The organism is Paenibacillus sp. PL2-23, from assembly GCF_040834005.1.
Classification (GTDB): domain Bacteria; phylum Bacillota; class Bacilli; order Paenibacillales; family Paenibacillaceae; genus Pristimantibacillus.
Window position 1 is genome coordinate 4,189,662 of record NZ_CP162129.1, and the last position, 22,278, is coordinate 4,211,939.

The following is a 22,278-nucleotide window of genomic DNA, read 5'->3' on the forward strand; positions in this document are numbered from 1 at the left end:
CATCACACCCCTCTATAATTTACAACTCGCTTATTGCGACCCATCTCCGCTCCTCAATGGAGCGATCTACAGCTTCCAGCACCTCCTGGCACTTCACGCCGTCCACGAAGTTAGGCACCGGCTGGCGGTCCTCCTGGAACGCCCGCATCAGCTCCAGCACCTCATGCGTGAACGTATGCTCATAGCCGATCGTATGTCCAGCCGGCCACCAGGCGTCCATATAAGCATGCGAAGCGTCCGTAGCCAGCACGCGGCGGAAGCCCTGCACATCCTCAGCATCATCGGCAAAATAAACCTGAAGCTCATTCATCCGCTCAAAGTCGAACTTGATGCTGCCCTTGCTGCCGTTAATCTCAAAGCCGTTCGTGCAGCGATGGCCCGCCGCGAACCGCGTCGCCTCGATCGTGCCCATCGCTCCATTCTCGAAGCGCGCCAGGAAAGCCGTCGCATCGTCGACGGTTACGTCGCCCATCTCCTCGCTGGCGCCGCCCTTCGCGCTAAGTCCTGTCATGGCAGAAGCCACCGGACGACGCTTGACAAACGTTTCACTCATGCCGATGACCTCGTGGAATTCGCCCACCAGGAATCGAGCCATGTCAATGACATGCGCGCCAAGGTCGCCGTGCGAGCCGGAGCCCGCGATTTCCTTCTGCAGGCGCCAGACGAGCGGGAAGGAGGGATCCAGAATCCAATCCTGCAGGAATACGCCGCGGAAGTGATGGATCTCGCCGATTCTGCCCTCCGCTATCAGCTTCTTCGCCAGCTGAACCGCCGGCGCAAACCGGTAGTTGAAGCCAACCATATGCTTGACTCCCGCCTTCTCGGCTTCCTCCAGCATCTCGCGGGAATCCTCAAGCGTCAGCGCGAGCGGCTTCTCGCAGAATAGATGCTTGCCCGCGCGGGCTGCGGCGATCGCAATCTCCTTGTGGGCATCGCTCGGCGCATTAATGTCGACAACGTCGACGTCCTCGCGCTGCACGAGCTCGCGCCAATCTGTTACAGAGCTTTCCCACCCGAACTGGGCCCGAGCTTGCTCCAGCCCTACGGGATCGCGCCCGCAGATAACCTTCATCTCCGGCTTTACGGCCTCAGGGAAGAACATGGGAAGCGCCCGGTAAGCATTGCTGTGCGCCTTCCCCATAAATTTATAGCCAACCATGCCGACATTGATTTTTTTCATGTCTCTTACCGCCTCTCAATTAGAATGTGGATGTCTCCCTCGGCAGGAGACGTATGGGAAGCAAGCTCTGCTCGGGCCGCTCAACCGCCAGTCTGCCCTCTTCGTTCAAGAGCTTCTCTGCAGCCAGCTTGCCCATCTCGTAGAATGGGACCTCTACCGTCGAGAGCGCCGGACTTGTTATTCGCGAGCCGTCAGAATTATCGTACCCGACCAGCGCATAACGTTCGCCGGGCTCGATGCCCCGCTCCCTTAAGCCCTGCATGAGGCCGATCGCCATTCGGTCATTAGCCGCGAACACCGCATCCACCTCGCCTCTCTCAATGCCAGAAGCGATTGCAGTCGCTTGCTCATAGCCGCTCTTCCGACTGTAATTGCCGACGAACACAAGCTCCTCTCGAAGCGTATAGCCGCTCTCACGCAGCGCCGCCTCATAGCCAGCCAACCGATCACGGCTGCTGGAGAATTCAGGCGGACCGTTCAAGAACGCAATACGCTGCCGGCCGCCGGCGATCAGATGCAGGACCGCTTGCCGGCTTCCTTCCGCATGATCGGCGTCAACCGTTAAGAAGGGCGTTCCGTCGAAGCGCTGATTCACCAGGCAGAACGGGTAGCCTTCCGCCTGCAGCTGCTCCAGCGCCGCCCTCTCCTCCGGCACATCTCTAGCGCCAAGCACAATACATGCGTCGATTCTCTGCGTGCGGAACAGCATCGCGTAATCCTTGGCGTCGCTTGGCTCGCGGAAGATGAGCAAGAGATTGTAGCCGGCCTGATTGGCGGCTTCCCCGATCCCGCTTAGAATTTCGGAGAAATAGTAGGTCGAGAACAAATGAACCTTCGGCACGAAGGGCAGAATAACCCCAATGTTCCCGCTCCTCTTGCGGGCAAGCTGCTGCGCCAGCGCGTTCGGCACATAACCCACCTGCTCGGCTGCTTGCAGCACGCGATCCCGCGTCTCCTCCTTCATAGGACCAACGTTGTTGAATACGCGAGACACGGTTGCCTCCGACACGCCGGCCAGTCTTGCAACCTCTTTCCTGCTAATAACGGTGGCCTCCTATTCAAGCTGATAAGCCATAATGAAAGGATCTCTAAATAATGTACACGCGTACATTATGGCATGAAACCGTTTTAGAGTCAATGCACAAATTGTTCTTTGCCTATTCACATCTCGCCGCTCCGCTCGTTAATGGCAGAAGCCCCAGCGCATAAGCACTGGAGCTCCCTGGTTACTTTTTAATCAAACGGCTTAAGCCGCCTCATCCTGAGCCGAGCCCTGAGCGAGCGAAGCATAGATGATGTCCGTAGGCGTAGTCAAGCTGGTGAAGTGAATAGCCGCTTCTTCAGCACGGGTCAGCAGCGCCTTGGAACGGTAGTCCACGGATCCATCCCCCTTGGGCTGCACCTCCGGTCCGATCAGCTGCAGCGCGATCATCATCTGTACAGCCTGGACGGCCCACACATCCGTCTCGCCGGCCAGCACGATGTCCTTGTACGCTTCCGCCGGATATTGAGCGGCAAGGAGTCGATAGATCATAACGGCCGCTTCCTGGCGAGTGATCGGCTTATCGGGGTGGAAGCTGCCTTTGCCGTTGCCCTTCACCATACCGAGCATATGCGCCAGCTGAATATAAGAAGCAGCGGGGTGGCCCTTCAAATCTGCGAAGGCTGGTTGCTGCTCCGCGTCAATTCCCGTCAAGTTAAGCAGCTTCAGCAGGTTCGCTACATATTCGCCTCTCGTTACCGCCTGATCCGGCTTGAAGAAGGCTGACGCGTCATTATCCAGAAGTCCTAACGATTGCAGCGAATAAATATAAGGCGCATAAGGATGCTGCTCCGGAACGTCTGCGAAGCCCTCCGCCTCCACGCCCTTCATGGAATAACTCAATGGATTCAGGTAAGGCTCCTTCATATAGAGCACTTTGCCCTCTTCATCCAGCTTGAAGCCGGTGAATTGGCCCGTAAGACTGTCGACAAACAGGTTGTCGTCTACTTGCGTCAAGGCTCGTTGTCCGATGAAGGAATCCGAGATGACCAGATCGCCTTCGCCTTGCGTTCCCAGCAGCGATACGAGCAGGTCGAGACGGAGATCGGAGTAGACACCCGCAAATTTCGTAAGCTCCTTCTCAAGCTGCGGCTTGAAAGGCTTCAGCTCGGCTGGCGCCGCGTATTGCGGGAAGAAGGTTGAGATAAATTGGGCATAGAAGCCGTTGTGGATTACACCTGGTTTGTTGGATGTCAGGAACACGCCGGTGTTCTGCTCGGGAATAAGAAACAGATAAGAGCTGGTGCCTGGAAGATTGCCGCCTTTGGTTATAATTTTGTCGCTCGCACCCGCGCCCGGCATCTGATTCGGCGCTTCGAAGCCATACGTAGTGTTCGGCATCAGAGGGTGAATGCTGGATCTGTATACCTCCATGGAGTCGACGGATTGCTGGGACAAAATACGGCTTGACCCCGAATTGCCGCCATTCAGGAACGCGATCATAAATTTCCCGATATCCTCAGCCGTGCTCAGCATACCGCCTTGCGGCATGATGGTCGGCGTCACAGCGTAACGCTCCATTCTCTGATTGTCAGCCGTATATTCCTGGGCCAATTGGGACTTCAGTCTTCCTGTCAGCAAGAAGTCGCTGTTGTTCATGCCAAGCGGCGCAAATACATGCTCCTCCATATAAGTCTCGTAAGACTGTCCGCTTACATTCTGAACAATGAGGCCAAGCAGCATGGAGGCGAAGTTGTCATACATATAGACACTGCCCGGCTCGCGCACAACAGGCGGCATATTGGCCTTGACGTATTCCTCAATGCCTACAACCTTCGTCAAATCCGTGCCCAGGTCCTCCGGCTTGGGATCCCGAATGTCGAAGCCAGTGGTATGCGTCAGCAGATGCTCGATCGTTACGGGCTGATCGAACGGATTGTGGAAGCTCACCTCTCCTATGTAGGGGGTAATATCATCCTGCAAGCGGAGCTTCCCTTGCTCCGCCAGCTGCATGATAGCGGCAGCCGCGAAGGTCTTGGATATGGAAGCGATTCGGAATACAGTAGAGGAGGGATCAACGGCAAGCTTCTTCTCCAGGTCCGCATAGCCGTAGCCCTTTTGCGCCAGCACCCTGCCGTCCTTTACAACAACCACAGAAGCGCCCACATACTGAGGCTTGACTTCTTCCGCTGTGAAAAAGCTGTCCAGGAAGGCCGAAGCGCTGGCGGCATCCAACGCCTTGCCCTTCGCCGCGTCGGCAGTTGTCGCAGCTGAGGCGTGGAACGCCGGGGAAAGCAGACTGAGCGCTAATACGGCAGCAGTTATGGTCTTGCTCCATCTTGCCCCTTGCAATCGAACAAATAACGATTTCAAACGGTTTCACTCCAATTCCTCTTATTTTTTGTGACCCTACCTATTACGTATTCAGAGAAAGGAGCGTTTCAATAATCATGCAAAAAAAGAAGCATATGGAAGCTCGATCAATCGATCGCTGCTTCCACTGCTTCTTCGTTTCGTTTAAGAGTTTAATACGTCTTGCCGGCCGCCTTCGCGACAGTATCCTTGATCAGCATATAGACGTCGCCATTCGTCAGCTTCTGCTCATTCTTAATCGTCCCCAGGGAGGCCTCCGTCCACATGCCTTCCGACTTCAGCCTAGCAAGCGCATCCTCCGGCTTCGCCTCATCCTCTCCGTACAACGCGAGAGCAACGGTATACGCCGCTTGGGCAAGCGTCAGCGGCATCGTCTTCGCCTCATCCTCGTTCATGCCTTCAGTCGCTTTGGCCGCGGAGTAAGGGATGGCCGCCTTATGCACCTTCGCCACGCCAGCCATATTCTGCACCAGACGCTGAGGGTTGGAATCCAGATCCAGGCCAAAATCATTGCTGTAGCCGCCCTGCGCAATAGCCATGCTTGCTGCGGCCTTCATTCCTTCATATTGCGGATGGCTCATGAACGCGTACGGCTCAGTTGCCGGCGGGTTCAGATCCATTCCCTGCTCCGTCAGCAGCTCCTGCAGCCTCTTCACAAGCTCCTCCGATGCGCCGAGCTCGCGGAAGGTCACCTGCTCATCCAGCGCAAGCTTAACCGCTGCGCCAGCCGCCTGTCCCGTCGCCATGCCGAGCGGCACAACGCGCGCGCTGCCGTGAGGCAGCGTGTCGAAGCTGGCCGCGCGTCCCACAACGAGCAGGCCGTCGACGGATTGCGGCACCAGTGCGCGGAACGGCACGCCGTATTTCACGGGATCCATCAGCACAGCGCCTGTATTGGATGGAGATGTGCTCTGAATGTCGACAGGGTAGGAGCCGTATGCGATATCGTCATAATGCGGCGTCTGCTCCAGCAGGTCGACAACCGACAAGCGGTATTCTCCGATCAGATGGCGTGTCTCGCGGACATACAGCTCTGTCGCAAGCTCCCCGAGCTCAACAGGCTCCATCTCCGGATAATGCTCCTTCATAAAGTCGAGCATAAGCGGAATTTCCTTACGGGCAATGTCGTACGCTTCTTCGACCGAAGCCTGATCGAAGGGATCGACGCCGAAGATTTGAACGGCATTCACAAGCATGGATTCGTCGTTCAGCCTTCCCAGGTTCGGTCCTCTAGTACGGATGCGCTCCGGATTGGTTGCGACGTATTGCCACATTTTTTTGTAGCCCCAGGCGCTGTGCGCATTGGCGCCCGTGCCTGAATCATCGTCCTTATTCAGTGCGTCAGCTATAGCCTGCCATACCTCCGGCGTTACTCCCGTCAGCTTATAGACCGGTGTGACAGCCATCAGCGTCTCGTGATCTCCGATGTCCTCGCGGCCGAATGTAAAGCCCGCTCCCGCCGCTGCCCCGAAGTCAGCGTCCTGCGTCGCGTCAATGACAGCGCTGGCAGCTACTTCTGCCGTTGTGCCGTCGCCCATCGACAGCTTGGCGCCTTGAACCACAATCGTGCCGTCCGCCCCTTGCTCTACAAGGGGATCAATACGGTCGAGGCCCAGTCTAACCTCCAGGTTCTCCTCTGCCTCCACCATTCGGTGGAAGGCGTTGGCGGCCGTCGTGATATCGAAGGAATCGCCTTCAATCTCCTCGAACCATTCCTGGAACAGTCCTTTGTTGTAATAGCTCTTGCTGTCCGGCGTCCAATTCATATCCAGACTGTTCAGCCAGCCAATCGTAAACAAGCCGCCCAATATCTCACGATCTCTGCTGTCCACGAGCAGCGTCTTCAGGCCATTGCGGGAGGCGGACACAGCCGCCATCACACCCTCGGGATCGGTGCCCACAACGATAACGTCATACTTCTCCTTCGGCGCCTCAATCTGAGTCACCTCCGTTATAGTGGCAGGCGCAGGGAGCGGATTGCCGCCCGCGGGTTGACCTATTCTCCCCTGCACATACACGATAGCCAGCGCGATAAGCGCAATGACGATAATCCCCGTCGGAACAAACAGCTTCCAAGTCCAATTTTTCATAAGCCTCTTCCATGCGCTCCTTTTCGTAACCCATTCTCTAGCCAAGCAATGAATCAATGCCTCTACTAGTCTACCAAAAGAAACGACTAATTTCGTTATGAAGTTGCTATTTTCCTCAAAAAAGTTTTTGCCAATCGTAAAATATATACGCGTGGTCAGAAAAAAAACCTCCAGCGGCATCAATGCTGCCGCTGGAGGCTGTCGTGAGCGAAATCGTTATCGTTAAGCCATTAAGGAGCCGTCTCCAGAAACTTGGAGGTTGGATTTTTTTCCATTGCCGTACGCATCGCATATTCGTTCTCGAACAAGGCGACATAATTGTCCTTCTTGTCCTTCACAAGCGTGGAGTTGATGCGGAACTTGGATGGATCAATCTTGTCATCCACAATCCAGCGGGCGAATTGGAACGACATCCGATGGAGCTGAATGTCGACGCCATATTCGGCCTTCATCCGATGCTCGAACACCTCGAATTGCAGATGGCCGACAACGCCGAGAATCGTCTCATCGAAGCTGCCAGTGGAATAGAACACCTGAATCGTGCCCTCCTCCGTGAGCTGATCCAGACCTTTCTGATACTGCTTGTGCTTTAATGCGTTTTTCACCGTTACCTTGGAGAAAATTTCCGGCGAGAACGTCGGCAGCTCGTCGAATTCGACCTCTGCCCCCTGCGACAGGGAATCGCCGATGCGGAAGATGCCGGGATCGAACAGGCCAATAATGTCGCCTGGATAAGCCATTTGGACGATATCCCGGTCCTGCGCGAGAAATTGCTGCGGCTGAGACAGCTTGATTTCCTTTTTGTTGCGCACATGCTTAACGGCCATCCCGCGCTCGAACCGGCCGGAGCAAATGCGTAGAAACGCGATGCGATCCCGATGCGCCGGATTCATGTTGGCCTGAATTTTGAACACATAGCCGCTGAATTTCTCGCTGGTAGGATCTATCGGACCTGTAGTGCTGTTGCGCGACGTCGGCTTGGGCGCCAGCTGAAGGAAGTTCTCCAGAAACGTCTGCACGCCGAAGTTGTTGACGGCGCTGCCGAAGAAGATCGGCGTCAGCTCGCCCGCGCGCACCTTGTCGTAGTCGAACGGATCGCCTGCCACGTCCAGCAGCTCCAGCTCCGATATAAGCTGATCCGTCAAGAAGTCACCCGCCATCTCGCGGATGATGCCGTCGTTGTAATCGTCCACCTTGCGAACCTCAATAGTAGAATGATCGTTGCCCTGGAACAGCTCCACTTGATTCTTCATCCGGTCGTACACGCCGCACAGCTCGCGGCCCATGCCGATCGGCCAGTTCATAGGAACGGAGCGGATGCCAAGCACCTGCTCCAGCTCCTCCATCAGCTCGAATGGGCTTTTGCCTTCACGGTCCAGCTTGTTGATGAAGGTGAAGATGGGAATGCCGCGCTTGCGGCACACCTGGAACAGCTTGATTGTCTGCGCCTCGACGCCCTTCGCGACGTCGATAAGCATGACCGCGCTGTCTGCGGCGGTCAGCGTGCGATACGTATCCTCGGAGAAGTCCTGGTGACCCGGTGTATCCAGAATGTTGACGCGATGCCCTGCATAATCAAACTGCATAACGGAGGAAGTGACGGAGATGCCCCGCTGCTTCTCAATCTCCATCCAGTCCGAGGTCGCGTGGCGGCTTGCCTTGCGCGCCTTGACGGAGCCGGCTTCCCGAATAGCGCCCCCGAACAGGAGGAGCTTCTCGGTCAATGTGGTTTTACCGGCATCGGGATGGGAAATAATTGCGAACGTGCGTCGCTTATCCACTTCTTGTTTAATTTCTTCGCTTAAACTCATGTAGGCCTTCCCTTCATTTCACACATTTCACATAGAAATCTTATTTTCCACTATTCGTAATCCATATTACGTTATCTTCCTCTTGGCCGTTCACCGGCCACCAATGGAAGCCCTCTTCATGGAGCAATCTCCCCGCTTCCTCCGGTCCCCAAGAGCCAGCCGGATAGAACGCCAGATCGCTCTTATCCTCGCGCCATGCCTGGGCGATGCGATCCACGAACTCCCAAGCGTGGGACACCTCATCCCAGCGGGTGAAATACGTGGAGTCGCCCCGTGCCGCATCGTGGATCAGGCGCTCATACGCCTCCGGCGTATTGATGCCGATCTGGCAGCTTTGGCAGAACTCCATGGATACCGGCTGCACCGCATTGTCCGCTCCCGGCTTCTTGGCGTTGATCTTGATATAGATGCCTTCCATGGGATTGACGCGAATAACGAGCAGGTTCGGCGCCAGATCATGCTTCTGGGCGAACAGGACGTTCTGCGGCATCGCCTTGAATTCCACGACGACCTCTGTCGTCTTCACGGGCAGCCGCTTGCCTGTCCGAATATAGAATGGCACTCCGGCCCAGCGGAAGTTGTCCACAAACACCTTAGCGGCAAAATAAGTCTCCGTTACCGATTCCGAATCAACGGAATCCTCCTGACGATACCCCGGAAGCTCCTTGCTCCCCAGGGAGCCGGCCGTATATTGGCCTCGTACGACGTTCCTGCGAACGTCCTCGCTGGAAGCATATCCTCGCAGCGAACGGAGCACCTTCACCTTCTCGTCGCGAATATCCTCGCCATGCAGACGGCTTGGCGGCTCCATCGCAATCATCGTGAGCATCTGAAGCATATGGTTCTGTCCCATGTCGCGCAGCGCGCCGGATTTGTCGTAATAGCCGCCGCGCTCCTCCACGCCTACCGTCTCCGACAGCGTAATCTGCACATTGGCGATATGGTTATTGTTCCACAACGGCTCGAAGAAGGCGTTCGCGAAGCGAATCACCTGGATATTCTGCACCATTTCCTTGCCGAGATAATGGTCGATTCGGAAAATTTCCTCTTCCTTGAACACCTGGTTCAGCTGCTGGTTTAGCTGCTGTGCCGATGGCAGATCGTAGCCGAACGGCTTCTCAATAACAAGGCGGTGCCAGCCCTCCGACTCCAGCATCCCGCCGTCCCTCAGGTTGAACGATACCGGACCGAACAGGGATGGAGCAAGCGCTAGGTAGAACAACCGGTTGCCGGGAATATGGAACCTCTTGTCCAGCTCCGAGGACAGCTTGTTCAATTCGCGGAACCCATTCACGTCATTAATATCCAGCGACATATATTCGAAGTGCTGGGCGAATCGATTCCACAGATCCGCGTCGCTGGGCTTGTAGCGGCAGAACTCGTTAATGGACTCATACAGATCCGCGCGGAATTGCTCGTTAGTCCGAGGGCGGCGGGCAAGGCCCACGACGGCAAAGCTCTCGGACAGCTTGCCTTCTTTATATAAACTGAATAATGCCGGGAACAGCTTGCGGCGGGCAAGGTCGCCTGTCGCTCCGAACAAATAATAGACGGCGCCTTCCGGCGAAATGGATTCAATTGGGTTATTGTAAGTCATACGCCTCACTCATTCTTTCTCTGGAATTTTTTCACCATTTACATGTTATGTAGTGTAGCATATTCATTGTTAATAAGCCATTCAGCGCCTCATAAAAAATACTGATTAATGCTGCAACTTCTGCTGATTTCATGCCCCTGCGCCCGGTTGCGGAGCCTATTCAAACAGGGAGCCGAATTCTCCTGTCAGCAGCGGAATGCCGATGGTGAGCTCAGCCTCCTCCCGCTCCGTGTTGGCGTGCAAGGCAAGCTGCATGTTCGCGTCATGCCCCTGTCCCGGTCCCATCGCCTGCGTCAGCCGCAGCGTGGAGCTCTTCATCGTGACGCTGCTCGTACCGCCATCCTCATAGCGGTCAATCTCCTTGGCCTGTGCCAGCCGCTTGAGCTGCTGCAGCACATCCCTGTCAGCCGTATAGCCATGCGTTTTGATACTGGGTACCACGGTTGGCGACACGGCAGCCACCTTCTCGGATATGGCGGTTGCCCAGCGGTCCAGCTCACTGAGCGTCAGCCCTCCGCCGCCCTTTCGATCAAGGCCGACAAGCAGAACGACGCCTTGCACAGATACCTCCGCCCGATGAATGGACAGGGTCGCCCCGCCATATACCGGGGACTGCCCCTGAATGGAGCTTCCGTCATTCGTGACGATTTTGGCAAGCTCGCCTCCCTGCCCATCCCTGAACAGCCCAGCGGCCAATTCGTCGAACGCGTCTTCATCCTCCGTCTCCAGCCGCCATCTCAAGTGCCAGTCCGACTCCGCCGCTCCTCCCAGCATCGCGGCATCCGTCCACTCCCATAGCTTGCCCAGATCATGCGACAAGCCGCTCGGCGCCCCCTCTCCCTGCCGCTCGTTCATCACCAGCGCAGCTATGATAAGCAGCAGCAGCAAGACGAGCGCGCCCCCTATGCTGAAGAGCGGCTGCCTGCGCCGTCTGCTCCCCTTCCGCTCCGTCCTGTCCATCCCCAGCAAGCCTTTGTTCCCCGGCATATACAATGGATTTCCCCTCCCTCGGATTTCGGCTCATACAAGTCCGCCCGCCAATTGGAATAGTCTGATTGCAATACGATGGATGCGGGTAAATAACCTTATAGAACTTAATAGAACTTACGCTGCCGTCATGCAGAATCCTGCTTGCCGACGATATAGCATGGCATTTGTGGAAATTCGAGTGGAATCGCCAAGGTTTGCAGCAGGTTTCGCCAGTCTTTTTGCGGCGAATCGGCTATTCTTTACATTTAAAGGGGGGCGAAGAGGATGATTGCATATTCACGCTCAATCCGCGGCATCGAGCGAACGGAGGCATACGCCAGAACACATCCTGTCAACCGCTATGCCGCTTATCCGCTGACCGCGTTCGAGCAGACGCCAATCGCTGGGACGCAAGGAAATAGGAAGAAGAAGGAGGAAGCTGCATCTCAGGGGGTATATTCATGGCTGCGTGAAGCCGGGCAAGGACAGAAGCTGCTTGGAGAGCTGCTGGAGAAGCTAGGCCGACATAATGGAGTCGCCAGCAAGGAGCAGCTTGAGAACAGCGTTCATACACTGGTCGATGCGATGAATAGATGGGAGAGCGCTTATCAGAGCCGCGAGCAGCTGCTGCGTCCGGAAATATGGGAGGCCATGACGCTTGCGATGAGGCATCCTGCCATGGAGCTGCTTGGGATCAAGCGAGGAGGCCAGGAGGTTGGCCGCAGGCTGGTATGGGACCCCGCCATATTGCCGCAGAACCCGAATATGGAAGAGGTGAACACGCTGCGCAGGGTGCTGCTGGGCTCGGAAGGCCTGCTGATGGATTTGAAGCGAGCGTTATCATACGCCGAGCAGTATACGCCCATGCAGCTGCTCCGCCAGCCGTTCATTCATATGTATCCCTATGTGCTGTATTACGGCGCGGCGCAGGCGTACCACCCCCTTCCTCCAAGAGGACTAATTATGAATAAAACCGTTTGAGCAGCAGCACCTGCACCAGCTCGCCAGCCGCCGCTCCCCGCGAGCCAGACGGTATAACGGCAAATCCGTCGGATTCCGCAAGAGAAGCCATCATGCTGGATTTGCCGAATCTGGCGGCATCCGCGTAGACGCGGCCATCCTCTCCAAATCGCAGCTTGGCTCGCACATAACGTGTATGAGGGCTGCCCTTGCTGTAGTCCTCCCCAAGCACCGCCTTAATGGAAGGGAGATCAGGCGAAGCCGCTCCCTGCATAGCGCGAAGCGCGGGTCCCGCGAACAGCTCGAAGCCGACGAAGCAAGCGCCGGGATTGCCTGACAGGGCCAGGACAAGCCTACCGTTCAGCAAAGCGGCGGACGTAGGACTGCCTGGACGCATAGAGACGCGGTTGAACAGCAGCATGGACCCTTGTCCCCCTCGCCCTGACGCTTCGGCTACTCCAGTTGAATCCGTATGTACCTCTTCCAATCCTTCATCAGCGCTGTAAGAACTGCCCGCTTCCTCCCAAGCCTCAAGCTCCCGCAGCAGCTCCGCCATCGCGTCGTAATCGCCAACGGACACGCCTCCCGTCGTCACGATCAGCTCCGCCCTCTCCGACGCTTCCGCGAGCGCCGCGCGCAAGGCAACCGGGTCGTCGGGCAGCGTCCCGCACATCAGCGGCTCCGCTCCGCACTCGCGGACAAGCGCGTCCACCATCGCGCTGTTGCTGTCGCGAATCCGCCCCGGCACAAGCGGCGCCTCGACGGGCAGCAGCTCGCTCCCCGTCGCGAATATCGCCACGCGCGGGCGCTTGTACACCGGCACGGCGGCATAGCCGAACGTGCCGAGCAGCGCAACATGGCCCGGCGCAAGGAGCTCGCCGGCCTCCACAATAGGGCTCCCCAGGCGGAATTCCTCGCCTCGGGGCGCCACATGCTGGCCGGGGCTCGCGGCGGCTGCGATCCGCACCATCCGCGCCGCCGGCTCGCCCCCGGCCGCGGCCTCCGCGGTCTGCTCCAGCATCACGACCGCGTCGGCCCCCTCGGGCACGGCCGCGCCGGTCATAATGCGCGCGGCCGTGCCCGGCGTGATGGTCGCGCTGGCGAGCCCGCCCGCCGCGACCGAATCCACGACGCGCAGCGTCGCCGGGGCCTGCGGCGACGCCAGCGCCGTATCCGCCGCGCGCACGGCGTAGCCGTCGAGCCCCGCGCGCGCGAAGGGCGGCCAGTCGCTCGTGGCGCGCAGCGACTCCGCGAGGCGGCGGCCGCCGCATGCCGCAAGCGGCGTCAGCTCGCTTGCGGTCCTTCTGGCAGCGGCAAGCAGCAGGACGCGCCGCTGCGCTTCAGCCACTGGCAGGACGCGCCGCTTCCAGCGTCCGTCCTTCTTATACTCCCCCGAACCCGAACTGTAATCCACAATCCTTCTCCTCACCCGCTAACTGCCATATTGTGACTCATTGTATCACAGCCGCACTGGTCGACGAAGGCATTTTTCATTTAGGAAGCATACAAGGGAAGAAGCTATTGTGCTACACTAGCTTACAATATCTTAGATTTTCCCCAGGAGGCTCCCTTATGCGCGCGAAGCTTATCGTTCAATTTGTTGGATACAAAAACACCGGCAAAACCACATGGGTTTGCCGGATGACGGAGCTGTTCAAGCAAGCTGGTTATGGAGTGGGAACCATTAAGCATGATGCCCATGAGTTTCAAATGGATACGCCCGGTACAGACACCTGGCAGCATCAAGCGGCCGGAGCTGACATGACTGCCATCACCTCCGCAAGCCGCACTGCGATGCTCATACATAAGCCGCAGCCGCTCGACGCGCTTATCGACGCGATGGCTGACAGCGTCGATGTGATACTAGTCGAGGGCTTCAAGACTGCCCCTTACCCCAAGCTCGTTTGCGCCAGAGAGGCCAGCCAGCTTAGTCTGCTGGAGACGGCTGCCCATCCCTTGGCTCTAATTTGCTGGCCAGCGCTGCTGGAGGACTCCAGCAGCATGAAGCGCTTGCCCTCCCAGCTTCCCGTATATCCTTTTGATGATTATGATGCCGTATTTCGCCTGCTTCGCGGCATGGCAGACGCCCGTTAAGAGACGAGGCTGTCACTATTCTGCGATCCCTTGGCGATGCGCGTAGATGGCTGCTTGCGTACGGTCCTCCACATGAAGCTTGTTGAAAATATTAGTCACATGGAACTTTACCGTCTTCACGCCGATATAGAGCTCATCGGCAATTTCCTGATTGGATTTGCCTTGGGCGACACGCTTCAGCACATCCATCTCCCGCTCCGTCAGATCATCATGGAGCCGGGTCTGCTCCTGCTGCTTCGGCGCTCGGAAGCGGTTCATCATCTTGGCCGCAACCTGCGACTCCAGCACGGACTGGCCGCGCGAAGCCGCCCGTATCGCCTCCGCGATTTCGCTGGCGCGGGATGTCTTGAGCAAATAGCTGAAGGCTCCCGCTTCAATGACGGGATATATTTTGCTGTCGTCGATGAAGCTCGTCAGCACAATGACCTTGCAGTCAGGGTGCGTCTCCAGCAGCTTGGCAGTCGTCTCCACGCCGTCCATGCCGTCCATGACCAGATCCATCAGCACGACGTCCGGCTTATAGGATTGAGCAAGGCGGATGCCGTCGGCTCCATTACTGGCTTCCCCAACCACCTCGATGCCCTCCTCGGTATCGAGCACGGCGGCAAGACCGATTCTTACCATTTCGTGATCGTCCACCAGCAGCACTTTAATCGAATTGTCCACTCTTTACGCCTACTTTCCATTTTCTATATAATGAGACACCCTCTATCGAGGCCTTTAGAGATGAGCGACTTGAGCCGTTCTCCTTATACGGAATGCCCGCCATCCATGGGGACCCACAAGTGAATCGTGGTGCCGTCGCCCGGCTGCGACAGCATTCGGAGCGAACCGCCCAGCTCGTTCACACGCTCCTCCATGGTCAGAAGACCGTAGGAGGTGGCCTTCTTCGATTCCAGATCGAAGCCGATACCGCTATCCTGCAGGGTCATATGCACGTTGTTGTCCAATCGATACAGACGAATGCGCATACTGTCGGCTTTGGAATGCCGGAGCGTATTGGACAGCGCCTCTTGGGCGATCCGGAACAGATGGTCCTCCGCCTTGGGCAGCAGCACAATCGATTCATCTACCTCAAGCGCAATATTCATCGGCACCTTCTGCTTCAGCTCCTCCACAAGCGCGGCAAGCGCCTGCCCCAGGCTTTTCCCCTCCAGGTGCACCGGTCTCAAATGCAGCAGCAGCGCCCGCATCTCCGACTGCGCAACGGCTGCCATCTCCTCAATCAGCTGAACCTGCCGCTTCGCCCGCTCCCAGTCCCGTTCAATCGTACGGCTCACAGCCGTTGCCGTCATGGAGATGGCGAACAGCTGCTGGCTGACAGCATCGTGCAGCTCGCGGGCAAGCCGCTGGCGCTCCTCGATGACCGCTGTGAACTTCACCTTCTCCGTCCAGCCCGGATCATCCTGACGGCTGGCCAGCCCAGCTTCTTCATCCTCCCCAGCAAGATCCAGCGTGACGGGATAACTTCTTTTTCGCTGTTGCTGCTCGCTTAACCTTCTAATTGCCGCCTTCAGCTTTGAATTTTGCAGATAGCCATTGATGGCCGCAGCCGCCAGCCCGGCTCCCACAACCCCCAGACCGATGACAGCCCACTTGCCCTGCAGCAGGAACAGCTCAATAACATCCAGCCCCTGCAGCAGGATGATAACCAGACAAATAATGATGAGCAGCCAGAGAAACGTCTCGATCATGTGGCGTCTTCTGGCCGCCTTGGCTTGCGCCGCTTTCAGCTGCTCTGCGTTCTTGCTCTCTTGCTCCGCTTGCATCGGTTGCATCTATGAACGGCTCCCTTATGTAGGTGCTAATATTCCTTCATTTCACCGCAAAACGCATGAAAGAGCAGACCGTTCCCCGGCCCGCCTCTTCCATGCTTGCGCATAAGTCTTACTCTTGATCCGCCCCTGCTCTCGACGCGCCGTTCAGCTTGCTCTTCATCGCCTCCAGCTGCTCATCCACCTTCATACGCTTTTCGATATCAGCCGCGCCGATGGGTGCTGCGCCGCCTGCGTTATAGGAGTAAGGACCGCGAGCCACCTGCGCCTCCGCCTCCAGCTGCATAATCTTCTCTTCCATGCGGGAGAAGCCGCGGGAAGCGGTGCCGCTGTCGATCGTGTGGTTAGCGCCTAGCTGCGCCATTTGCTTCTGGGCTTTCGCCACCTGCGCTCGGGAGGCCAGCTCGTTGCGCTTGTTGCGCAGCTGGTAGAACTCCTCCTTCATGCCATGAAGCTGCTGCATCAGTTCATCCGCATGCGCTTTCGCTTGGGCATGCAGATCTGTATATTCGACAACCTTCTGGTCAAAATAAAGCTTCTCCTCCAGCAGCTTGCGCGCCAGCTCCTCTTGTCCGGCGCGAAGCGCAGCTTCCGCTTTGGATTCCCGATCAGCCGCGTGACGAGTGGAGTCCTCGAGACGCTGCTTCATACGACGCTCGTTCGCCATCTGCTTCGCAACCGTTACCTCTGCGGCATGAATTTCCGACTCCATATCGCGCAAATATTGATTCAGCATCACAACCGGATCCTCCAGCTTGTCGAGCACCTCGTTCATCGATGCTTTTGTCATATCCTTCATTCTTTTGAAGATTCCCATACTATTATTCTCCCTTCTCTTGCTTCGCTAATTTGGCTTTCAATTCCTCGATTTCACGTCTCAGCGCTTTTTTCTCCAGGTCGTCCATCATGCTGTCGAATTGCGATCCAGCAGGCTCCGATTTGTGGTAGCCCGGGTCCCAACCGTTCCCCTTAGGAGGAAACGGCTGGAACGGGCCCTGATGACCCGATTGGTGTCCATAGCTGCTCCCATAGCCGCTTCCTGGTCCGTCGCCATAGCCATACGGTCCGAATGCGCCGTATACCGGAGGCTCCTTCGGCACAACCAATCCAGCGATAATATAGATGAAGATGACCGTGCCGCTCGTCAATACAGTAATGACGATCAGCAGAATGCGGAGCAGCGTGGCGTCGACATTTAGCATATCGCTTAAGCCGCCGCATAAACCTAATATTTTTTTGTCCCGTCTAGAGCGATACAGCTTTCTCAAGAGGACCAGCCCTCCTTCTGCAACTTACGTTTTAGCTCCTCCAGCTCGCGCTCCACAGCCGATTTGACCGTGCTCCCGACCTGCTCTCCAAGCTCTCTGCCCATACGGCGAACATCGCGCAAGCTTTTGGCTTCCTGCTCCATATCGTGAATGCGGTCTTCCATCTGGCGGAACATCGAGCCGGGATGAGGGCCGCCTGCACCGCCGTGGTATCTGTTGTTCAGACGCTGCTGCAGTCGAATCGATTCCATGCGAGCCGCATAATATTCGCGTTTGTCATAGACCGTCTGATATTCGCTTCTAAGCTCCCTTAGCTGCTCTTCCAGCTCCAGCGTGTTCCCCTTGCTCTGCTCGTACAGCTCGCGATATTGCGCGGACCGTTCTTCACAGCTTGCCTTCTCGTGCAGCGCGATTCGAGCCAGGCTCTCTTCGCCAGCCTTAAGCGCCGTCATAGCTTGCTGCTCGCGGCGCTCCTTCTGGGCCTCCGCCTGCAGCCATTGCGCTCTCAGGTGATTGCTGTGTGCCGCGTATTGCTGATGAAGCTTCTCCGCCCCAATAATCTCTTCCCGTGTCGACCACAGAAACTGATCGATCATGCGTACGGGATCCTCCGCTTTCTCCAGCCGCTCATTCAAGGTTGCGACCGTAATGTCGCGAATACGTTTGGCAATGCTCATCTATATGTCCTCCCATCATTAATAGGTGCTTCTGCCCTTCTTGAACATCGATACTCCGAATACGATCAGCCCCACTGCCAGCAGCAGCATGATGATGCCTCCCAGCTTGCCCAGCAGCGCGATGGAGCCCACCGCAATCAATATGCCCCCGATCGTTTTTTTGCCGTTCCTCCAGCCCATTACCCCGAAGCCAATCAGAATCAGCGGGAACAGCAAGCCGAAGATCCAGCCCAGGTTAATATTGAATATGTTCAGTACGGCCAGCGCGCCTATCACGATAAGCAGTGCGCCTAATGCTGATTTTCCATTCATATCCCATTTTCACTCCCTTCTTCTATTAGAAAATGCTCATTTTGTTTATTTTCCGTTCGGTGACGGCTCTTGCTTATGTACTTAGTATAGATCGTTCAAACCCTTGTTAAAACGGACCTTCGGCGGTTTTTGAACTAGACCTTGGTCGAGTCGGCGCTCCGTCCCAGGCTACCAAATTGGGTATGTGCCCAGTTTTTGTGGGTTCTATCCGCCATATGCCCATGTTAAGGTATAGCTATCAACCGGGAGGTGCTTACACAACATGAAAACAAACATCCTCAAGAAAACAATCGTGGCTGGTATCGTAACATCCGCATTATTGACAACAGGACTCGTTCCTTCTTATATGCATCACGATGGACAAGCCTACGCGGCGGCAGCAACCTCGAAGGCATCCAAGATCGAAGCGACCATTAAGCTCGGAGCCAAATACAGAGGCACGCCTTATGAATTCGGCTCCAACCGCAGCACGACCAAAACCTTTGACTGCTCTGACTTCGTTAAGCATATCTACAAGCAAGCAGCGGGAGTGACAATCCCTGGCTCGTCCGCTACCCAGGCGGCATGGGTGAAGAAATATAAAGGCTCCACGGTCAAAACAAGCTGGTCCAGCCTGAAGCGCGGCGATCTCGTCTTCTTTATGTCCTATAGAGGCTCGAAGGCTTCCAGCTACAAGAACATTACCAAGTCCAAGCAGAAGGTGACGCATGTTGGCTTGTATCTGGGCAACGGCAAAATCCTGCACACGTACTCCAAGGCTAGCGGCGGCGTACGCGTGGACAGCGTCAAAGGCACGCAATGGGAGTACCGTATGATTTTCGGCGGAAGCGTTCTCTAGATTGGCAAATACGGACAAACGCCGCGGCAACAGCGAATCATTCGCTTGGCCGCGGCGTTTTTTTTGTCTTCACCGGCTATGGAGGTAAGCGTCGAATTGACGCTGCTTCTCTTCAATGATTCGTTCGATGCCCGCGGCCTTCAGCTTCTCTACATATTGCGGCAGCACATGGTCGATGTCAACTGAACCCGTATCCAGCGCGTTTAAGTATTGGCGATCCACGCTCACGACGGCAGCCACCTCCGATTTGACGGGCGTGCTGTCGAAGACAAAGCCAAGTCCGGGCGACACGTGGGCGCCTTCGTTAAAGGCTTGGAAGCTGTCCCATTTGTCCGGATTTTCCGTATCCCACACCGCATTCAGAAATTGATTGCCGAACATCCAATTGGCCGCAGGATGATAGTCGGAAGTGCGCGCCGTCTGGCGAATAATGCCTTCCTCTACCTTCTCGTAATGAACGCCTTCTATTCCGTAATTCAGCATATTATTGAGATAAGCATCCGTGTGCAGCATATTGATGAAGGCCATCGCCAAGTCCGGCCGCTGGGACGTCGAGGAGATGCCCAGCATCGCGCCCGCTGTCTCGGACGTGGAGATCGTCTTGGCATTAAGCTCCTTCTGGGCCAGCTTGCCGACAAGTCCGGTATAAATGGCGATTTCTTCAGCTTTGCCAGGCTTCAGCGATGCCGTAATCGCGAATACATTGCCTGCTCTCAGCGCATCCATATTCATCGTTTGGTTCGTCACGGCGTCTTGATTCATATATCCCTTCAAGAAATAGTCCCGCGTAATGCGCAGCGTCTCCACATACCGCTCCGTCTCATAATTGGGAAGCACCGTGGTGTGCTTCCCATCCTTCAGAATCATGCCGGGGATAGAGGTGTCGCCAAGCGCGTCGTAATTGCCAATATAGTGCGCGTTGAAGGTCTCCCCTTGCTTCATATAGAGGGGAATCATGTCCGGCTTGGCTTGCTTGATGCGGGCAAAGATGTCGCCTAAATCCGCTATCGTATGCACAGCCGCCATATCAAGGCCAAGCTCCCTGGCCACATCGGCCCGATATATAATGCCGCCTTGCGCAGCAAGCTCCTTGTTCGTCGGCACTCCATAGTTGCCGCCGTTGATCTTCGAGCCTGCCAGGAAGAGGGGGTCAAGCGTCTCCAGAATGCCTCTGCCGTGAGCTTCCAGCAGCTGAGACAGCTCCAGGAACGCGCCTTTGGACACATTCACCGCATGCTTGTTCCAATGCGCCGTGAAGATGATATCCATCCGCTCTCTTGAAGCGATCATCAAATTCAATCGGTCCTCCCATTGCCCCCAATCGATGGGAACCATGTCGATTCGGGCTTCAAGCTTCCCTTGCAAATAGTCGTTCATAGCCGCTTCGACTTCCAGCTCATCCTTCTGCGCAGCTCCCGTATAGATCAATTTAAGCGTGTAAGCTGAATCCGCATTGCCGACTTGCTCGGTCCCTTCCCGAGAAGCGCTTTCATTTGTGTTCGAAGAAGCGCAGCCGCCCATTATAAGAAGAATGGCCAGCAGCACCCATGGATAACCGCGCGTCAAGCGGAACAATTGCCACTGAGCCACAAGCCACTCCTCCATCCTATTGGGGATTATCCAGATACTTCTATTCTAAAGGCTGCCGATCAAATTGCAAGATTAATTACCGGCCGCCTGCCGATGAAGAAGACCCTGAGCATGTGCCGCTCAGGGTCTCTCCATCCTTCTTAAGCTTTCCTTTTCATAGCTTATTTGCTGGCCAGAAACGCGTCGAATTGCTTCTGTTTCTCTGCAATGACCTTGTCAATGCCCGCATCCTTGAGCGCCTGGCGATACTCCTTCAGCCCTTGCTCCGGATCCACGCTGCCTGTTTCCACTGCCTTCTGGAATTGACGGATCACGTTGGCCAGCGCGCCGACCTCGGATTTAACCGGTTCGCTGTCGAACACAAAGCCAAGCGCGGGCGAGGAAATCGCGCCTTCGTTGAACTGCTTGAACTGCTCCCATTTGTCCGGCGCTTCCGTGTTCCACACGTAATTCAAGAACTGGCTGCCGAACATCCAGGCGGAGCCTGGGGAATAATCGCCAGTCTTCTCTGTTGGCGATATGATTTCGCCGTTTCTCGTATAATGTGTGCCCTCGATGCCGAAGTTCAGCAGGTTGTTAATGGCTTTGTCCGTATGCAGCAGATTGATAAACATCATGGCCCGCTCAGGGTTAGTGGACGTAGAGGATATACCCAGCATGGAGCCGGCCGTCTCGGAAGTCGCCACCGTTTTCTCCGTCATAATAATTTGCGCCGTCTTGCCCGGTATGCCTGCAGCGCTGGCGATTTCGGCATCCTTGCCCGGCTTCATCGGCTCAACGGTGGAGAATACCTTGCCCGCGTTCCAAGCGTCCGCCGAAGCGACTTGTGTGGTAGCTGCATCCGCGTTGATATAACCTTTGTTGTAGAAACCGCGCGCCAGCTGGAGAAATGCCTTATAACGCTCCGAATCCTCGACAGGCATAACCGTGGTGCCGCTTTCGTCCTTCAGAATGGCGCCGGGAATGGTGGAATCGCCCAAGAAGTCATAGTTGCCAAAGTAATGTGCGTTGAAGACAGCGCCTGTTGTATAGAGGGGCACCAGATCCGGCCGCTTCTCCTTGACAACAGCGTATACAGCGTCGAGATCCTTCGGCTCCTTCACCTTGCTCATATCGATGCCAAGCTCATCCGCAACATCCTTGCGGTATACGATACCGCCCGCCGAAGCCAGCTCCTTGTTGGTCGGCACGCCGTAGTTTTTGCCGTTGATCTTAGCTCCTTCCAGGAACGCGGGATCAAGCCCTTCCTTGATGCCTTGGCCGTATTGCTCCAGCAAGTCACCCAGCGGGATAAATGCGCCTTTGGCCACGTTGTTGGCATGCCCGTTCCATTGCGCTGTGAATATGATGTCAACCACGTCGCGTCCCGCGATCATCAGGTTGATCTTATCATCCCACGCGCCCCAGTCGATTGGCATAAGGTCGATCGTGGCATTGATTTTTTCCGTCAGCAGCTTGTTCAGCGCTTCCTCGACAACGGCTTCATCCTTTTGCGGCGAGCCTGGGTACACCAGCGTCAGCTTGTGAGGCTTAAGCTCGCTTGTGGACTTGCCATCCGATGCCGATGCCGGCTTCTTTGTGGCCGAGCCTTTATTACCGCCTCCCCCATTGCCGGAGCAAGCGGTTACCAACAAAGCCGCGATCATGGTGAAGACAAGCAGAGCTACCCATTTCGATTTGTTCTGTTTTGTCATGGAATGACCTCCCGATATTAGATTAGACACACTATGCTTATCCGGCGCTGTGCCGGCTCAAGCCTTCG

General features: G+C 56.2%; 19 protein-coding genes. 3 read left to right on the plus strand and 16 right to left on the minus strand.

Annotation, left to right across the window (positions count from 1 at the left end; genetic code table 11):
* Positions 1 to 19 precede the first annotated feature (19 nt).
* The 7 genes from AB1S56_RS18415 to AB1S56_RS18445 all read right to left on the minus strand — a co-directional run bounded on the left by AB1S56_RS18415 (position 20) and on the right by AB1S56_RS18445 (position 11,026).
* Positions 20 to 1,180: a Gfo/Idh/MocA family oxidoreductase gene (locus tag AB1S56_RS18415; protein WP_340868477.1), complete on the minus strand. Its 1,161-nt coding sequence runs from the start codon at positions 1,178 to 1,180 to the stop codon at positions 20 to 22.
* Positions 1,181 to 1,199: 19 nt separating this feature from the next.
* On the minus strand, positions 1,200 to 2,222 hold the full coding sequence (locus AB1S56_RS18420) for a LacI family DNA-binding transcriptional regulator (RefSeq protein WP_340868536.1): 1,023 nt from the start codon (positions 2,220 to 2,222) through the stop codon (positions 1,200 to 1,202).
* Positions 2,223 to 2,426: 204 nt separating this feature from the next.
* Positions 2,427 to 4,535, minus strand: coding sequence for a serine hydrolase (locus AB1S56_RS18425; protein ID WP_340868478.1), 2,109 nt, complete (start codon positions 4,533 to 4,535; stop codon positions 2,427 to 2,429).
* Between the two features lie 152 nt (positions 4,536 to 4,687).
* Entirely contained in the window at positions 4,688 to 6,625 is a 1,938-nt protein-coding gene (locus tag AB1S56_RS18430; RefSeq protein WP_340868480.1) for an FAD-dependent oxidoreductase, read from the minus strand.
* A gap of 230 nt (positions 6,626 to 6,855) precedes the next feature.
* A complete protein-coding gene (locus AB1S56_RS18435; protein WP_340868481.1) occupies positions 6,856 to 8,436 on the minus strand; it encodes a peptide chain release factor 3 in 1,581 nt (526 codons plus the stop codon).
* A gap of 40 nt (positions 8,437 to 8,476) precedes the next feature.
* Positions 8,477 to 10,033, minus strand: a complete 1,557-nt coding sequence (gene zwf, locus AB1S56_RS18440) for a glucose-6-phosphate dehydrogenase (protein WP_340868482.1) — start codon at positions 10,031 to 10,033, stop codon at positions 8,477 to 8,479.
* Positions 10,034 to 10,189: 156 nt separating this feature from the next.
* Positions 10,190 to 11,026, minus strand: coding sequence for a hypothetical protein (locus AB1S56_RS18445; RefSeq protein WP_340868483.1), 837 nt, complete (start codon positions 11,024 to 11,026; stop codon positions 10,190 to 10,192).
* Positions 11,027 to 11,287: 261 nt separating this feature from the next.
* Between AB1S56_RS18445 and AB1S56_RS18450 the strand changes: the two genes are divergently transcribed.
* Positions 11,288 to 11,983: a hypothetical protein gene (locus AB1S56_RS18450; protein ID WP_340868484.1), complete on the plus strand. Its 696-nt coding sequence runs from the start codon at positions 11,288 to 11,290 to the stop codon at positions 11,981 to 11,983.
* On the opposite strand, the gene glp is transcribed toward AB1S56_RS18450, so the two are convergent.
* On the minus strand, positions 11,964 to 13,376 hold the full coding sequence (glp, locus tag AB1S56_RS18455; protein WP_340868485.1) for a gephyrin-like molybdotransferase Glp: 1,413 nt from the start codon (positions 13,374 to 13,376) through the stop codon (positions 11,964 to 11,966). The two genes, AB1S56_RS18450 and glp, sit on opposite strands and share 20 nt — an antisense overlap.
* Positions 13,377 to 13,534: 158 nt before the next feature.
* On the opposite strand from glp, the gene mobB reads away from it, so the two are divergent.
* Positions 13,535 to 14,056 (plus strand): molybdopterin-guanine dinucleotide biosynthesis protein B, encoded by a 522-nt coding sequence (mobB, locus tag AB1S56_RS18460; protein WP_340868487.1) that lies wholly within the window; start codon positions 13,535 to 13,537, stop codon positions 14,054 to 14,056.
* A 15-nt stretch (positions 14,057 to 14,071) separates the two neighbouring features.
* Here mobB and AB1S56_RS18465 read toward each other — a convergent pair whose 3' ends face one another.
* The 6 genes from AB1S56_RS18465 to AB1S56_RS18490 form a co-directional block, all read right to left on the minus strand.
* Complete coding sequence (locus AB1S56_RS18465) at positions 14,072 to 14,722, minus strand: response regulator transcription factor (RefSeq protein ID WP_340868488.1); 651 nt, start codon at positions 14,720 to 14,722, stop codon at positions 14,072 to 14,074.
* 83 nt (positions 14,723 to 14,805) lie between these two features.
* Complete coding sequence (locus tag AB1S56_RS18470; protein ID WP_340868537.1) at positions 14,806 to 15,825, minus strand: sensor histidine kinase; 1,020 nt, start codon at positions 15,823 to 15,825, stop codon at positions 14,806 to 14,808.
* 118 nt (positions 15,826 to 15,943) lie between these two features.
* Positions 15,944 to 16,648, minus strand: coding sequence for a PspA/IM30 family protein (locus AB1S56_RS18475; RefSeq protein ID WP_340868489.1), 705 nt, complete (start codon positions 16,646 to 16,648; stop codon positions 15,944 to 15,946).
* Between the two features lie 4 nt (positions 16,649 to 16,652).
* Complete coding sequence (locus tag AB1S56_RS18480; RefSeq protein ID WP_340868490.1) at positions 16,653 to 17,099, minus strand: PspC domain-containing protein; 447 nt, start codon at positions 17,097 to 17,099, stop codon at positions 16,653 to 16,655.
* A complete protein-coding gene (locus tag AB1S56_RS18485) occupies positions 17,096 to 17,776 on the minus strand; it encodes a PspA/IM30 family protein (RefSeq protein ID WP_340868491.1) in 681 nt (226 codons plus the stop codon). Before AB1S56_RS18485 ends, AB1S56_RS18480 begins: the two co-directional genes overlap by 4 nt.
* An 18-nt stretch (positions 17,777 to 17,794) precedes the next feature.
* Positions 17,795 to 18,088 (minus strand): hypothetical protein, encoded by a 294-nt coding sequence (locus AB1S56_RS18490; protein ID WP_340868492.1) that lies wholly within the window; start codon positions 18,086 to 18,088, stop codon positions 17,795 to 17,797.
* Positions 18,089 to 18,350: 262 nt separating this feature from the next.
* On the opposite strand from AB1S56_RS18490, the gene AB1S56_RS18495 reads away from it, so the two are divergent.
* Complete coding sequence (locus AB1S56_RS18495; RefSeq protein ID WP_340868494.1) at positions 18,351 to 18,926, plus strand: C40 family peptidase; 576 nt, start codon at positions 18,351 to 18,353, stop codon at positions 18,924 to 18,926.
* A 69-nt stretch (positions 18,927 to 18,995) separates the two neighbouring features.
* On the opposite strand, the gene AB1S56_RS18500 is transcribed toward AB1S56_RS18495, so the two are convergent.
* The gene (locus tag AB1S56_RS18500; RefSeq protein WP_340868496.1) at positions 18,996 to 20,516 is read right to left on the minus strand and encodes an ABC transporter substrate-binding protein; all 1,521 of its coding nucleotides are present in this window, start codon (positions 20,514 to 20,516) and stop codon (positions 18,996 to 18,998) included.
* A 161-nt stretch (positions 20,517 to 20,677) separates the two neighbouring features.
* The gene (locus AB1S56_RS18505; RefSeq protein WP_340868497.1) at positions 20,678 to 22,210 is read right to left on the minus strand and encodes an ABC transporter substrate-binding protein; all 1,533 of its coding nucleotides are present in this window, start codon (positions 22,208 to 22,210) and stop codon (positions 20,678 to 20,680) included.
* Between the last annotated feature and the right edge of the window lie 68 nt (positions 22,211 to 22,278).

What these genes read in the sequence shown, in the direction of transcription:
- AB1S56_RS18415 (WP_340868477.1), bottom strand. Translation starts at nt 1,180, where the DNA reads ATGAAAAAAATCAATGTCGGCATGGTTGGCTATAAATTTATGGGGAAG.
- AB1S56_RS18430 (WP_340868480.1), bottom strand. Translation starts at nt 6,625, where the DNA reads ATGAAAAATTGGACTTGGAAGCTGTTTGTTCCGACGGGGATTATCGTC.
- AB1S56_RS18435 (WP_340868481.1), bottom strand. Translation starts at nt 8,436, where the DNA reads ATGAGTTTAAGCGAAGAAATTAAACAAGAAGTGGATAAGCGACGCACG.
- zwf (WP_340868482.1), bottom strand. Translation starts at nt 10,033, where the DNA reads ATGACTTACAATAACCCAATTGAATCCATTTCGCCGGAAGGCGCCGTC.
- AB1S56_RS18450 (WP_340868484.1), top strand. Translation starts at nt 11,288, where the DNA reads ATGATTGCATATTCACGCTCAATCCGCGGCATCGAGCGAACGGAGGCA.
- mobB (WP_340868487.1), top strand. Translation starts at nt 13,535, where the DNA reads ATGCGCGCGAAGCTTATCGTTCAATTTGTTGGATACAAAAACACCGGC.
- AB1S56_RS18470 (WP_340868537.1), bottom strand. Translation starts at nt 15,825, where the DNA reads ATGCAAGCGGAGCAAGAGAGCAAGAACGCAGAGCAGCTGAAAGCGGCG.
- AB1S56_RS18475 (WP_340868489.1), bottom strand. Translation starts at nt 16,648, where the DNA reads ATGGGAATCTTCAAAAGAATGAAGGATATGACAAAAGCATCGATGAAC.
- AB1S56_RS18485 (WP_340868491.1), bottom strand. Translation starts at nt 17,776, where the DNA reads ATGAGCATTGCCAAACGTATTCGCGACATTACGGTCGCAACCTTGAAT.
- AB1S56_RS18490 (WP_340868492.1), bottom strand. Translation starts at nt 18,088, where the DNA reads ATGAATGGAAAATCAGCATTAGGCGCACTGCTTATCGTGATAGGCGCG.
- AB1S56_RS18495 (WP_340868494.1), top strand. Translation starts at nt 18,351, where the DNA reads ATGAAAACAAACATCCTCAAGAAAACAATCGTGGCTGGTATCGTAACA.
- AB1S56_RS18505 (WP_340868497.1), bottom strand. Translation starts at nt 22,210, where the DNA reads ATGACAAAACAGAACAAATCGAAATGGGTAGCTCTGCTTGTCTTCACC.